We start from the raw sequence: 11,489 nt of genomic DNA, 5'->3' as shown, positions 1-11,489 counted from the left end.
GGGGTGGCGGTCAGGTGGCGGAGAACAGCTCGTCGTCGTCAGCCGGAGGCGGCGCCTGCTTGCGGCTGGCCTTCGCAGCGGGCGCGGGTTCCTTCCTGGCCGGCTCGCGAACCTCGCCAGTTTCCGGATCGTGTCCGGTCTCGACCGGGACCTCTTCGCGCTCGCCGTTCAGCGGCTCCATCGGCTCTTCGGGCTGGTGGTCGATCGCGGCCGTCGAGACGTCGGCGACGCGCATGTCGACACCATCGGAGAAGGAGGCGTAGTTCACACCGCCGGTGTCGCTCATGGCGTCGAGCTGGACGGCGTTGGCGAACTCGATCGACATCGGCAGGGCCTTCGACAGCCGGCGGATCATGGTCTTGGCCGCCATCTCGTGTTCGTGCGCCACCCACGGCGACGACTCAAACGAGCGCATCTTCCATCCGCTTTTGTTCGGGTTGCGCTCCGCTTCTTGCTTGGCCGCGAGTGCGGCTTGGAAGCCCTGCGAGTTGTCGCGAATCCGCAGAACGCGGGCGTAGGGCAGGGCCTCGAAGGCCTGCCCATCCTTCAGGCTGGCATGGGCATAGGCCCAGATGGGCGGACGGCCCTGGTTGTCGCCGATGGGGACGTGCCGCAGGTGCATGTTGCTGCCGTATTCGAAGCTGAATTCGTCGGCCGGCATGTCGCCGTAGGCGCCATAGACAACGTCGGCATGGATCGAAACGAGATTGCCCGAGCGCCGCGCCAGATCGATGAAGCCGCGATAGCCGATGATGAGGTTGACGTCTACCCGTTCGGTCACCCACTGGCCGGCCTGCATTCTCCTCTTCTCGAACGGGATCAGGTAGGCATGTCCCAGCGGTGTGTTCGGCTCCAATCCGAAGGACGCGCAAGCCATCATCGAGCCGAGCAGCGTCATGGGCTCGCATTCGGCCAGCTTCGGGGTTTTGTATACCGCCTGCGCCATGACCCGGAGCATGCGTTCCGGGTTCAGGTGGCGCGGCACGAGCTGTTGGAAGCGCTGGACCGTCTTCGGAGACTGGAGCAGGTCTTGGATGCGGGGCGGTTCCTGACCGGTCGGCTGGGCGAGCGGCGGGCGGCGTTGCGCGGTGGCGGGGGTTCCGGCCATGGTATGGTTCACTCCTCGATGGCGGCGTGTTCGCGGCAGAAAGCGGTCCCGTGGGCCGGGCACCATTTCGCCGAGCAGAGTTTGGAAGAGGGGTTGGCGACGAACGCCCAGGGGTCGCCCGGCAGCAGGTGCCGTTCCGGATCGCCGTGGCGGAAGGTCGTCAGGTCGCCCTCGATGTGGCGCAGCACGTTGACCGCGGCCGTCTCCGCGGTGGCGACGTCGTACCGGTGGACCGCGGCGTCGGGCTGGGGCTTTTTCAGCGGCACGCGCTGAATCCAGTCGACGCACGCTTCCGCCACGTCGATCCCGTTGGAGCGGGCGAGCAGGCTGTAGGAGCCGATCTGCGGCGCGTGGCAGCCCATTGTCTTGCCGCCCTTCAGGTCGCGGATGCGGCCGGGCTCGCGGGCGATGACGTCGGACTGGCCGGACAGGATGATGTCGGGCGTGACCTGCGCCTCCAGCCGCTCCTCGACGATCAGGGGCTGAACGTCGGGGGCGATCTGGTGCCGGTAGACCATCACCATGCGCCTGGCCTGCTGTTCGGCCTCGTTCAGCGCCGGGGTCTCGCGGTCATAGGTGATGCCCGGCTCGGCGGCGCGGCGCAACTCCTCGATGGCCGCGTCGGTGGCGACGTCGACCGGCGGCAGGCTGCCGGTGGCGGCCTTCTCCTTCAGGATCAGCGCCGCGGCGGCGTGGACCCCGGTGCCGACGGCGGCGCCGACGTTGGAGGGCAGGTCGCGCAGGTCAAAGCCGGCCGCGGCGATCTCCGCCACGAACAGCTTGGCGGCGGCGCGGCGCGGGCAATCGGGATAGCCGGACAGGGAGGATGAGTGGACGATGGTGGGGGCGCGGGAGGGGGCGTTCATCAGACCGCCTCCGCCAGATCAGTGCCGGCCGGCACCGGGACCGCGCTGCGTTCCTGGATGGCGAACCACACCGCCTTCACCCCCATCACGTCGATCATGGCGTTGTGGGCGCCGGACAGCGGCTTGCCGGTGAAGAACTCGTAGGCCTCGCGCAGGTTGGCGCTCTTGTGGTGGTTCCGGCCGGCCGCCTTCATCTTCTCGGTCGGCGGCAGCTTCAGGATCGGGGTGGATAGGACCTGGGTGCAGGCGGCAGGACCGCCCTTCCACTCGTCCGGATGGCAGATGCCGGCGAACCGCTTGAAGCCGATCCGCAGGATGCGGGCGTCGAAGCTCTCATTGTGGGCGATGCGCAGCGAGGCGCGGCGCCACAGGGCCTCGAAGGCGGACAGCGCCACCATCTCAGACACCCCCCCCTGCTCGGCCCGGTCCATGGTGATCCCGGTCAGTTCCTGCAGGTCGGGCGGGATGGTCCAGCCGTCGGGACGCACCAGCAGGTCGAGGCTGGCCAGCTTGTTGCCGGTTTCGTCGGTCAGCAGGGCGGCGATCTGCGTGATGTGCGGCTGGTGCGCGGCGTCCGAGGGCGCCTTGAAATCCGGCAGGCCGGTGGTTTCGGTGTCGTAGAAGAGAAGCGTCTTCATGGCGCGGGCGTCTCCTGGGTCCAGCACGCTTCGTGCGCGCCGACGATGGCGTCGAGTTCGGCCTGCTCGGCCGGGGTGAGGCGGGACAGCACGCCGACCATCAGCTCGGCGAGGCGGTTGTGCTGGGCGGGGGAATCGGACGAAATGCCGGTGATCAGCAGCACGCGGCCGTGGAGGTGGATCAGCGTGCCGTATGCGGTCTCGTCCGAGGGCGTGAGGGTGTAGGGGCTGGCCATCTCAGGCGGCCTCCTCGATCAGCACCGGATCCGGAAGGGCGATGCAGTGGCGCAGCAGGACGGCCCGGATGGTGGGCGTCAGAGCGTGGCCGCCGGCGGTGGCGTTGCCGTCCAGCAGCGGGTCGAGGTCGGTGACGGCGCGCAGGGCGGATTCGACATCGGGGGCCACGCCGATCAGGGCGCCGGTCGGCAGATGGTCGATGACGATGCGGCGCTTTTCCCGGTCCCGGCGGATGCCGCAGCTCTGCCAGACCCAGCCGCGGACCCGGCGGAAGCCTTCGGTGGTGACGACCCGGTAGGGCAGGACGGTCAATTCGTCCCGGCCGGTGACGGTGGCGTTAAGTGTGGCCATTGCGCTCGACCTTGTTAAAACGGGATTTCGTCTGGTGCGTCCTGCGGTATGAGGCGGCGCGGCTTCACGGTGGGCATGATGGGTCCGACCACTTCGGTGGTCTGGACCACCACGAAGGCGTGCTCGGGATGCTGCCTTGCCAACCGGACCGCTTCGTCGGAGGCGATCCGATAGGAGGCGTGACGCCTCAGCCGCTCGTCGTCGTCGCGCAGCACCAAGTAGAAGGGCTTTATCTCGGCCATGGGCGTCACTCCGCAGCGGCCGGCACGGACGGCCGGCGGGATTGAAATTCGGCCAGTTCCGACACGGCGGCCTGCCACTGCTGGAAGGCCTGCGTCAGCGTCCGGAGCTGGTAGGGCTGGAGGCTCCCGTCGCGGAGCCGCAGACGGGCGGCGATGAGCGCCTGCTTGCAGAGGCCGGCCGTCATGTCGCGCCGGTTCCGGAGGTCCAGCAGCCGCAGCGCGTCGGCGCCGTGCTCCAGGGCGCAGACCTCGCGCCGGAACTGCCGGTCGGGCAGGTTGCGGGCGTGCAGGTCGTTCAGCTGGGCGGAGGTGACGGGGCGAGCGTTCATACCGCGAACTCTTCGGGCTGACGGTGCATCTCCTCGCGCAGCCGCACCTTCTCCGCGACCGACAGATGGTCGGCGCGCTGGTTGCATGCATGATGCGCGAGGACGAGGTTGGATCGGTGGTCGGGGCCGCCGTGGGTGATGGGCACCAGATGCTCGATGGTGATGTCGTCACCGAGTGACCGACCGCAGAAGAAGCAAGCGTCGCCGTCCCGCTCGACTATCTTTTTGATTTGGCGAATGCGCTTGCTGCGTTTCCGCTTCGCTCGCTTTTCGGCGTCCAGCGTGATCGGCGACGGCGGTTCCATGGCTCACTCCGCCGCCAGCAGCCGGGGCTGCGCCTGCCGCGCCCGGTTCAGCGCCGGGCCAAACCAGTTCATCGCCTCGACGGGCCCCAGCAGAATCCAGCGACGGGCATCGGCTATCAGCGCCTCGGCCTGCTCGTCGGTGAGGCCGGCGGCAGCGTCCAGGGCGATGCCGTCGTCGATCACCGCGGCGATGCCCGAGTTGATGGTCAGCGCCAGTCCGGAGGCGCCCAGGGGGATGTGGGCGAGGGTGATGGGGAGGGGCATTACCGCACCACGTCGCTGAGAGGGACGCGGCCGGCACCCATCAGGTGGACGACCGGAGTGCGGCCGTAGAGGCTGGCCCGGCTCGCGGTGATGGTCTCCGTGGCCGTTCCGGTCAGCGGGCGGTGCAGGACGGGGGTGCCGGGCGGGTTGTCGACGTTGAAGAGTTCGACCTGCAGCTGGAGACGGGTGAGGGAGGTACGACGCATCGGGAATGCTCCGCTCATGCGGTGGAATGGGGCGAGGGAGCCGGCCATCAATCTCAGGCGCCGACGCCGGCCAGCTGGTTCGCCCTGTCGCCACCTCTGCGGCTCGGGGCGGCTGTGTGCCGCGGCATCCCTCTACTGCCTCGACCCCGCCCCAGCCTGCAGAGCCGGGAGCGGGGTTGAGACTGAAAGGGCCGGCTGCTACCCCGGCTCGCGGCAGGACGCACCGCCCTGTTGATCCTGGCTCGCCCGATTAAGTACCGGGTGCCTGCGATAGCGCCGCGCTGGTGTCGCCCGGTTGATCAGGCCGGCTTCGCCTTCGGCGTCTCCCTCTACGGCCTCAAGCCCCACCCATCGCTGGGTAAGGGGCTCTGAGGTTGCGGGCGTCCGGCCAAGGCCGCCCGCTGGTTCCCACTCCTACTGCCGAGACTTCCTTTCTTCGGTTGGTTGAGGGGTTAGAGGCCCGTTTGACCGGGGGACGGTCACGCTGGGGGTTTGCATTACCGGGCCTCTCACTGCCGAAAGCCCGACCCGCCGGGCAGGGCGGGTAACGGGCCGAGAGAAAGACCGCCGGGGCTGGGGGAAGCCCCGGCGGCAAGGGAGGTGGAGGAAACGCCATGCGCCGCCGGGCGCAGGGCAGGTGGACGCGGCGAACCGCGAAACTCAGGCGGCCGACAATTCGGCCTGGATTGCGCTTACCTCAGCCTGGATGGCCGGCGCTTCCATTTCGGTGGCAAGGCAGCGGTACTGGTTCTCCGGGGCTTCCCAGCTATCGCCGCGCGCCCGGCGGATCGTGACGCCGTAGTTGTGCGCCTTGATCTCGGCAGGCAGGCCATCGCGGTTGCGGTAAATCCAGGCGATTTCAGCTTTGCTGGCCATCTCACACCCCCATCCGCTTCACCGCCTCGCCCAGCGCCAGCCTGTCGCTGCGCTGGTCGATCTGGTGCGTCGGCTGGTCGCGGCGCATCACCTCTCGGCTTTGGGAGCGGGCGATCTCGTCGTCGGGGCGGGGGTCCATGGCGGGGCGGGGGTCCATGGCGGGGCGGGGATGAGTTATCGCAGCGATGTCAGCCGGGAGCGCTTCGTCGATCACCTGATCGCGGTAAACGGCTGACAGACGGCGCTGGAGATCGCTGCGGCCCGCATCCCAAAGGCGCGCATTGAGCGCCACGAAATCGAGGTGGGGCATCTTTGACAGTGTGGATGCGGGGCGGGGGTGCATCGGGCGGCTCCGGGTGGGGTATGGATGAAACAGTAATGCGGGAAATTTCCCGCGTCAAGAGCTGTGCGGGAACTTTCCCGCATTTTCCTGCGTCGACTGCCTTGCCATAATGCGGTTGCGCTGGGCAGGCAGCGTTCGCGCTTCGGTTTTTGGAGGATAGAAAAGTGCGGAAATGGATTGTAGCAGCGGGGCTTATCCTAGTCAGTTCGGCCGCAATGGCGGATACCTACACCAGGGGATATGTCCGGCGTGACGGCACCTATGTGCAGCCTCACCTCAGCACGCCGCGCAACGACAACCCGTTCGACAATTACTCGACCCGCGGGAACGTCAATCCCTACACGGGGCAGGCCGGGACGGTGAACCCGTATGCGGTTCCGACGAACCCGTACAACGGGTACGGCAGCCAGCAGAGGACGCCCTGCTACGGGCTGAACTGCCGGTGATATGAGGAAGCGGCATGGGCATGCATATCGATAGAAATGCGGAATCTGGCATGTCGGTTGGAAAGTTACTTTATGCGGCCGCTATCGGCCTTTCACTTCCGCTATATTTTGTGAGTTCAGCATCCGCGAGAACTATTGATTACAGTCGATCTGGATCGTGGTCTATTTACGCTTATTTTGCGGACAACGGTGCATTTGGTCACTGTGGAATGGAAATATTGAGTAAAGATGGCCCTGAAGTTCTTACGATTTTGGCAGGGAAAAGTGGATACAGATTATTCTTGGATAGCAACACATGGTCTCTGAATAAGGGCGATGAATATGGGGCAAAAATTAATATCGATGGAAAAGTTTGGAATGGTAAGGCTTTTGTCTATAGCACGAATGGTGTTGTAATTCATATTTCATACGAAGCTGGGTTTGGTGAGTTCTTTTCAGGTGGATCAAAGATGGATTTTAAGATCGGAAATAAGTCCATGACCTTAGGTCTGTTGGGGAGCAGAAAAGCATTAGCAATTCTTTTGTCGTGCCTGAACACGTACGAGCCGAACGCCAATCCATTTGGAGAGCCATCAAGGAAAGTAACGACCCCCTTCGATTGAGCCGTCTATTCTGAACGCCGCCGCGCCATCTTGGGGAGTTTGTGACATGCGAGGCAGTGGTTTTGCCATGATCCTGCTGGGACTGTTCGGCCTGCTTGCGGCATTGGCGATGGACACCAGCGTTTCAACTGGGATCGGGAGCCGGGTTGAGAACATCGGATTATTGAGCCGGCAAAGTAATGGCCTGATTGGCTCTGGGCTGCTGTTCATGACCGGGTGCATCCTGATCGGGTTGGCAGCGGTCCGAGATGCGGTCGACCGGCTTGGGACAACTATCGCTGCGAACGCGCCGCGCACCTTGCCGCCGGTTTCACAACGGCCGGCGCCGATCTCTGACAGCAGCGATACGCAGCCGCGTGCGACGATAGCCGATGCGACGAAGACGTGCTCGAAGTGCTACGCGTTGGCTTCAGCCGCCGCTACGAAGTGCATGCGGTGCGGCACCGAATTCCAAGTGCGACCGATACCGAAGAATGGAGACGTCCTCGTCGGCTCGCGCGTCCGCCATCCGAGCTTCGGGGAAGGTGAGATCGAGGCGGTGGATGGCGATACCGCGATGGTTCGTTTCGACAAGCGGGAGAAGCCGGAGCCGATGAACATGTCTTATCTGACGTTCGTCGAGAAGGCCGCTCTGTGATGCGCGGCACGATCCCAGGGACCTTGTGATGACGGACCTCACTGCCTGCGTCGCCGCCCTGGAACTGCTGGTCGAGCAACTGATCCTTGCAGATGAAGTTGTAAGCAACGTCTAAAAAAACCAACACGTCTTATAGACTGATATCCGGAGAATATAAGTGGCTCAGAAGTTCTTTGAAGAAAGAAGCGACCAGTCAGAAGTTAAGGCGCGTATAGTAAGTAAATACTTCAAAGTATGGGCAAAGATTATCGCGCCCAGCGCAAGAACGCACCATGGGAAGATGGCTTATATTGATCTCTATGCTGGCCCAGGGAGATACAAGGATGGAGCGGCCTCGACACCCCTGATGGTTCTGGAAACAGCCATCGCAGATCCACAGCTCCGCAATCTTCTGGTCACAGTTTTCAACGAAGGGGACAAGGCGACAGCTGACACCCTCTTTGAGGAAATTGAAAAACTGAAGGACATCGGCCTCCTAAAATTTAAGCCTACGGTTCATAACCAAAATGTGGATGAGAGCATTGCTGATATGCTGGCAAAGACAAAACTCGTCCCCAGCTTTAGCTTCGTTGACCCATTCGGTTACAAAGGACTTTCGCAGAAAATCATTAACGGGGTTATCAAGGATTGGGGCTGTGACTGCGTTCTATTTTTTAATTACAATCGAATCAATGCAGGAATTTCAAACATTCTTGTTGAATCCCATATGGAGGCGCTTTTTGGGCCAACCCGTGCTGCGCAGTTGCGTGCATCAGTACAGGGGCAGGTCCCTGCCAAGCGCGAGGCTCTTGTTATTGAAGCGATTGCGCAATCGATCAAGGAAATGGGAGGAACATATGTCCTTCCGTTCCGATTCCGCAGCGAGACTGGAGCTCGCTTGTCGCATTGCTTGATATTCGTCTCAAAGCATGTTCTCGGATATGAGATCATGAAAGAGATAATGGCTACGGAATCATCTACCGAAGATCAAGGTATTGCTTCATTTGCGTATTCACCAGCCGACGCTGCGACCCCATTGCTCTTTTCTCTGGCTCGTCCCTTGGATGGGCTCGCCGACGATCTATGTCAATGCTTTGCCGGAAGAACTTTGAAGATGGTAGAAATCTATAGACAGCATCATGTAGACACCCCATATATATCGCGTAACTATAAGGAAGCGTTGCGCCAGCTGGAGGGGGCCGGCCGGATAATTGCCCGTCCAGCCGCGGTCGACCGGCCGATGCGCAAAGGGCAAAGAACTTTTGGTGACGATGTTTCGGTGACGTTCCTATAGAGGCCGCACATGGCAGACAGCTCGATCGAATGGACTGACGCAACCTGGAACCCGATCGCTGGATGTACGGTGATCTCCCCAGGCTGTACCAATTGCTATGCCATGCGGATGGCCGCACGGCTTGAGAAAATGGGGCAGGAAAAATACGTCGGTACGACGCGCCGTTCCGGTCGCCGTGATGTCTGGACTGGGAAGATCGCTGTCGATGAGAAGGCAATTTTGGCGCCTCTGGACTGGCGGTCTCCACGCCGCGTCTTCGTCAACAGCATGTCCGATCTATTCCACGAGGCAGTGCCGGAAGAGGCGATCCGGCGCATCTGGCACACGATGGCTGGCACGCGGCGCCATACCTACCAGATCCTGACCAAGAGGCCGGAACGAATGGCCGAGCTTTCGAAATCTCTTCCGGTGCTGCCGAACGTCTGGCTCGGCACCAGCGTGGAAAGCGCTGATTACGAGTTCCGACTGGATCACCTGCGTGAGACAGTAGCGGCCGTGCGTTTCGTTTCATTCGAACCGCTGATTGGCGCAATCCCAAATCCGAACCTTGAGGGCATTCACTGGGCTATCGTTGGTGGCGAGTCCGGTCCGGCTGCTCGGCCGATGGAGCAGGTTTGGGTCGACGATCTGCTGGAGGCATGTCAGGAACAGAACGTCGCCTTCTTCTTCAAGCAATGGGGTGGAACTAACAAGAAGGCAGCGGGACGCGAGTTGCGGGGCCGTACCTGGGACGAATATCCTGAGGTCAGAGCCTCGCTGTAAGCGAGAAGCTCTAGCCCGCCCGCCACCCGGCCGGCGGGCTTTTTTGTGCCTGCAATCAGCCACCCTCCCGCGCCAGCCCGGCGCGGCTGATGATCGTAATCCGGCCTGGCGTCTTCGCGAGATAGCCAAGCCGCCGGAACTCCGTCAGGTGCTTGCTGATCTGGCCGCGGTGCAGGCCCAGCATGTCGGCCAGCTCCACTTGGCTGTGTGCCACATGCCCGGAAGCATCGCCGAGTGCCAGCAGCAGCCGGGCGATCCGGGCGCCAACGTCCATCAGTGCCGCCGTTTCCCACTCCGCCGATTTCCGCGCGATGGCGGCCAGGGCGAACAGGGCCGACTTCATCCCCTCAGGATAATCGTCCCAGGCCGCGAACACGGCAGCGCGCGTCAGCTCCAGCAGCACGGAATCCGTGACGGCCGTCACTGTGGCGGTGCGCGGCTTGTCATCGACCACGCCGATCTCACCCACTGCTGCCGGCGGCTCCAGCAGTGCGAGGCGCAGCACGCGGCTGGGCGCGCTCTTGGTCACCGACAGCTGACCGGCGACGATGACGAAGATCGAGCCACCAGGATCACCCTGACGGAAAACCACCTGCCCCCGGCGAAAGTGTCGCACCTCCGCGGTGTCAACGAGTCGCCACATGGGCATTCCGGCAAGATCTGAAAAGAACGGGCAGTTTTGAAAGGCCTGGACGTGATCGGATGTTAGCATTCATCAATTTTGTCGCGGTGCACGTCGCATTTCGTTTCAAAATTTTTCAGCCGAAGTGAATCAAATGAGTCGCTCCTTTTGGTAGCGCCCGCTTCTCCTTTCACCCTAAGATCTGCGCCGGATGGGGTGGTGGGCAATTGGAGTATCCCCGTATGCATTCCGGTAGAAACTCTTTACCGGCAAATGGCTTGGTGGCGCATGTGCGGGAAGAAAGTTGCTTCCAGGGCAATCTTGCCGGCCTGTCTCTGTGAACGGACCTGGGGCAGCATCAGCGGCCAACGGGAGCACAACAGCAAGCGCTGGGCGAACTCTTTTAAGAAGTTCGCGGTATGAACTGTTGAGTGAATGTTCCTAACATGTTCTCATTTTAGATGCCTGGATGACGGCAACGGGGAGAGACGTGGAACTGTCAGAGGACGAAAAGAGGCTGCTCAGCGTCTTGAGGAAGCTGCCGCCGCGGGCGGTGGCCTCTATCATGGCCGGCGCTATTCGGCGTCACCAACTGCGATGCCTGCCTTCTCCGCCTCACGGAGAACCTGCTGCCATATCCACTTTTTATCCTCCTCGGGAAGAGCGCGATAAATCGTGATCAGTAGGCGCTCGTCATCAGTAATCGGCGACTCGCCCTCTACGACCTCAGTCACCTTGGCCACTGGTGGGGCGCCGGGGTCTTCCATAATGCCGAGCAGATATTCGCTGCTGCACTCCAGTGCCACCGCGAGCCCGGCAATGTTCTTAGAATTGGGTACGCTCTTTTTACGCTTCAGGTCACGGATATAACCGCGGTTCCGCCCAGCCCGTTTGCTGGCGGCCTCTTCAGTCTGTCCGGTAGCAATTAGCCGCCGCTCGATGCGGTCGAAGAACGTATCCGACATATGCGGGATACTGCCCGCGTGTTCACAATCCGTGAACGCGGGAACGAACGCGGGAAAGCGCGCTTGACCACGCGGGAAATTTCCCGCATTCTGTCCGCCATGGATTACAGAACTCAGCTCTCCACGCTCGCCGCTCAGTATGCTTCCGCGATGGGGGTGTCTGAGGCCCGTGTTGCGACCCGCGCGATGAACGATGGATCGTTCTTCAAGCGCATCAGCTCCGGTGGCTCGTGCTCGGTGGACGTCTATCTGCGCCTCAAGCAGTGGTTCGCCGATCATTGGCCCTCCGATCTGGAGTGGCCCGTCGGCGTTGATCGTCCTGACGTTCTCCCTACCGCACCAGCCGCAGAACCCTGCCGGGCGCGGGCTGGGCGCCGTAAATCGGATACGTCCCACCCCGAAGGGCGGGCCGCCTGA

20 protein-coding genes are annotated in these 11,489 nt (G+C 62.5%); 6 read left to right on the top strand and 14 right to left on the bottom strand.

Annotated elements, in window-relative coordinates:
- Nucleotides 1–10: 10 nt before the first annotated feature.
- The 12 genes from CRT60_RS22045 to CRT60_RS36275 all read right to left on the bottom strand — a co-directional run bounded on the left by CRT60_RS22045 (nucleotide 11) and on the right by CRT60_RS36275 (nucleotide 5,561).
- A complete protein-coding gene (locus CRT60_RS22045) occupies nucleotides 11–1,108 on the bottom strand; it encodes a recombinase RecT (RefSeq protein WP_161958106.1) in 1,098 nt (365 codons plus the stop codon).
- Nucleotides 1,109–1,116: 8 nt separating this feature from the next.
- A complete protein-coding gene (locus CRT60_RS22040; protein ID WP_098738643.1) occupies nucleotides 1,117–1,974 on the bottom strand; it encodes a PD-(D/E)XK nuclease family protein in 858 nt (285 codons plus the stop codon).
- The gene (locus tag CRT60_RS22035; protein WP_098738642.1) at nucleotides 1,974–2,612 is read right to left on the bottom strand and encodes a 3'-5' exonuclease; all 639 of its coding nucleotides are present in this window, start codon (nucleotides 2,610–2,612) and stop codon (nucleotides 1,974–1,976) included. Before CRT60_RS22035 ends, CRT60_RS22040 begins: the two co-directional genes overlap by 1 nt.
- The gene (locus tag CRT60_RS22030) at nucleotides 2,609–2,848 is read right to left on the bottom strand and encodes a hypothetical protein (RefSeq protein WP_098738641.1); all 240 of its coding nucleotides are present in this window, start codon (nucleotides 2,846–2,848) and stop codon (nucleotides 2,609–2,611) included. Before CRT60_RS22030 ends, CRT60_RS22035 begins: the two co-directional genes overlap by 4 nt.
- A gap of 1 nt (nucleotide 2,849) precedes the next feature.
- Nucleotides 2,850–3,200, bottom strand: coding sequence for a hypothetical protein (locus CRT60_RS22025; protein WP_098738640.1), 351 nt, complete (start codon nucleotides 3,198–3,200; stop codon nucleotides 2,850–2,852).
- A 14-nt stretch (nucleotides 3,201–3,214) separates the two neighbouring features.
- Nucleotides 3,215–3,442 (bottom strand): hypothetical protein, encoded by a 228-nt coding sequence (locus CRT60_RS22020; protein ID WP_098738639.1) that lies wholly within the window; start codon nucleotides 3,440–3,442, stop codon nucleotides 3,215–3,217.
- Between the two features lie 5 nt (nucleotides 3,443–3,447).
- Entirely contained in the window at nucleotides 3,448–3,771 is a 324-nt protein-coding gene (locus CRT60_RS22015) for a hypothetical protein (protein ID WP_098738638.1), read from the bottom strand.
- A complete protein-coding gene (locus CRT60_RS22010; RefSeq protein ID WP_098738637.1) occupies nucleotides 3,768–4,076 on the bottom strand; it encodes an HNH endonuclease in 309 nt (102 codons plus the stop codon). Before CRT60_RS22010 ends, CRT60_RS22015 begins: the two co-directional genes overlap by 4 nt.
- A 3-nt stretch (nucleotides 4,077–4,079) precedes the next feature.
- Entirely contained in the window at nucleotides 4,080–4,340 is a 261-nt protein-coding gene (locus tag CRT60_RS22005) for a hypothetical protein (RefSeq protein WP_098738636.1), read from the bottom strand.
- Entirely contained in the window at nucleotides 4,340–4,546 is a 207-nt protein-coding gene (locus CRT60_RS22000) for a hypothetical protein (RefSeq protein WP_098738635.1), read from the bottom strand. The genes CRT60_RS22005 and CRT60_RS22000 overlap by 1 nt, the downstream gene beginning before the upstream one ends.
- A 660-nt stretch (nucleotides 4,547–5,206) precedes the next feature.
- On the bottom strand, nucleotides 5,207–5,422 hold the full coding sequence (locus CRT60_RS21995; RefSeq protein WP_098738634.1) for a hypothetical protein: 216 nt from the start codon (nucleotides 5,420–5,422) through the stop codon (nucleotides 5,207–5,209).
- Nucleotide 5,423: 1 nt separating this feature from the next.
- Nucleotides 5,424–5,561, bottom strand: a complete 138-nt coding sequence (locus tag CRT60_RS36275; protein ID WP_161958105.1) for a hypothetical protein — start codon at nucleotides 5,559–5,561, stop codon at nucleotides 5,424–5,426.
- 419 nt (nucleotides 5,562–5,980) lie between these two features.
- On the opposite strand from CRT60_RS36275, the gene CRT60_RS35805 reads away from it, so the two are divergent.
- From CRT60_RS35805 to CRT60_RS21975, 5 genes are all read left to right on the top strand, one after another.
- Nucleotides 5,981–6,211: a hypothetical protein gene (locus CRT60_RS35805; RefSeq protein ID WP_143273357.1), complete on the top strand. Its 231-nt coding sequence runs from the start codon at nucleotides 5,981–5,983 to the stop codon at nucleotides 6,209–6,211.
- Between the two features lie 14 nt (nucleotides 6,212–6,225).
- Entirely contained in the window at nucleotides 6,226–6,813 is a 588-nt protein-coding gene (locus tag CRT60_RS35800; RefSeq protein WP_143273355.1) for a hypothetical protein, read from the top strand.
- A gap of 67 nt (nucleotides 6,814–6,880) precedes the next feature.
- Complete coding sequence (locus CRT60_RS21985) at nucleotides 6,881–7,450, top strand: hypothetical protein (protein ID WP_098738632.1); 570 nt, start codon at nucleotides 6,881–6,883, stop codon at nucleotides 7,448–7,450.
- A gap of 157 nt (nucleotides 7,451–7,607) precedes the next feature.
- Entirely contained in the window at nucleotides 7,608–8,723 is a 1,116-nt protein-coding gene (locus tag CRT60_RS21980) for a three-Cys-motif partner protein TcmP (protein ID WP_098738631.1), read from the top strand.
- Nucleotides 8,724–8,732: 9 nt separating this feature from the next.
- On the top strand, nucleotides 8,733–9,485 hold the full coding sequence (locus CRT60_RS21975) for a DUF5131 family protein (RefSeq protein ID WP_098738630.1): 753 nt from the start codon (nucleotides 8,733–8,735) through the stop codon (nucleotides 9,483–9,485).
- 55 nt (nucleotides 9,486–9,540) lie between these two features.
- Here the strand turns inward: CRT60_RS21975 and CRT60_RS21970 are convergent, their stop codons facing one another.
- Nucleotides 9,541–10,197, bottom strand: a complete 657-nt coding sequence (locus CRT60_RS21970) for a Crp/Fnr family transcriptional regulator (protein WP_098738629.1) — start codon at nucleotides 10,195–10,197, stop codon at nucleotides 9,541–9,543.
- A 485-nt stretch (nucleotides 10,198–10,682) separates the two neighbouring features.
- Nucleotides 10,683–11,072, bottom strand: coding sequence for a hypothetical protein (locus tag CRT60_RS21965; protein ID WP_098738628.1), 390 nt, complete (start codon nucleotides 11,070–11,072; stop codon nucleotides 10,683–10,685).
- Between the two features lie 63 nt (nucleotides 11,073–11,135).
- Between CRT60_RS21965 and CRT60_RS21960 the strand changes: the two genes are divergently transcribed.
- Nucleotides 11,136–11,489 carry a hypothetical protein gene (locus tag CRT60_RS21960; RefSeq protein WP_143273353.1) on the top strand — a complete coding sequence of 118 codons (354 nt, stop codon included), beginning with the start codon at nucleotides 11,136–11,138 and terminating at the stop codon, nucleotides 11,487–11,489.

Origin of the sequence: Azospirillum palustre (assembly GCF_002573965.1) — a bacterium.
In the GTDB taxonomy this organism is placed as follows: domain Bacteria; phylum Pseudomonadota; class Alphaproteobacteria; order Azospirillales; family Azospirillaceae; genus Azospirillum; species Azospirillum palustre.
Note: the sequence above shows the minus strand (reverse complement) of the source record. Positions and strands in the feature narration are given on the sequence as shown.

Coding starts and splice junctions, on each gene's coding strand:
- CRT60_RS22045 (WP_161958106.1), bottom strand. CDS start 1,108: ATGGCCGGAACCCCCGCCACCGCGCAACGCCGCCCGCCGCTCGCCCAG.
- CRT60_RS22040 (WP_098738643.1), bottom strand. CDS start 1,974: ATGAACGCCCCCTCCCGCGCCCCCACCATCGTCCACTCATCCTCCCTG.
- CRT60_RS22035 (WP_098738642.1), bottom strand. CDS start 2,612: ATGAAGACGCTTCTCTTCTACGACACCGAAACCACCGGCCTGCCGGAT.
- CRT60_RS22030 (WP_098738641.1), bottom strand. CDS start 2,848: ATGGCCAGCCCCTACACCCTCACGCCCTCGGACGAGACCGCATACGGC.
- CRT60_RS22025 (WP_098738640.1), bottom strand. CDS start 3,200: ATGGCCACACTTAACGCCACCGTCACCGGCCGGGACGAATTGACCGTC.
- CRT60_RS22020 (WP_098738639.1), bottom strand. CDS start 3,442: ATGGCCGAGATAAAGCCCTTCTACTTGGTGCTGCGCGACGACGACGAG.
- CRT60_RS22015 (WP_098738638.1), bottom strand. CDS start 3,771: ATGAACGCTCGCCCCGTCACCTCCGCCCAGCTGAACGACCTGCACGCC.
- CRT60_RS22010 (WP_098738637.1), bottom strand. CDS start 4,076: ATGGAACCGCCGTCGCCGATCACGCTGGACGCCGAAAAGCGAGCGAAG.
- CRT60_RS22005 (WP_098738636.1), bottom strand. CDS start 4,340: ATGCCCCTCCCCATCACCCTCGCCCACATCCCCCTGGGCGCCTCCGGA.
- CRT60_RS22000 (WP_098738635.1), bottom strand. CDS start 4,546: ATGCGTCGTACCTCCCTCACCCGTCTCCAGCTGCAGGTCGAACTCTTC.
- CRT60_RS21995 (WP_098738634.1), bottom strand. CDS start 5,422: ATGGCCAGCAAAGCTGAAATCGCCTGGATTTACCGCAACCGCGATGGC.
- CRT60_RS36275 (WP_161958105.1), bottom strand. CDS start 5,561: ATGGACCCCCGCCCCGACGACGAGATCGCCCGCTCCCAAAGCCGAGAG.
- CRT60_RS35805 (WP_143273357.1), top strand. CDS start 5,981: ATGGCGGATACCTACACCAGGGGATATGTCCGGCGTGACGGCACCTAT.
- CRT60_RS35800 (WP_143273355.1), top strand. CDS start 6,226: ATGGGCATGCATATCGATAGAAATGCGGAATCTGGCATGTCGGTTGGA.
- CRT60_RS21985 (WP_098738632.1), top strand. CDS start 6,881: ATGATCCTGCTGGGACTGTTCGGCCTGCTTGCGGCATTGGCGATGGAC.
- CRT60_RS21975 (WP_098738630.1), top strand. CDS start 8,733: ATGGCAGACAGCTCGATCGAATGGACTGACGCAACCTGGAACCCGATC.
- CRT60_RS21970 (WP_098738629.1), bottom strand. CDS start 10,197: ATGCTAACATCCGATCACGTCCAGGCCTTTCAAAACTGCCCGTTCTTT.
- CRT60_RS21965 (WP_098738628.1), bottom strand. CDS start 11,072: ATGTCGGATACGTTCTTCGACCGCATCGAGCGGCGGCTAATTGCTACC.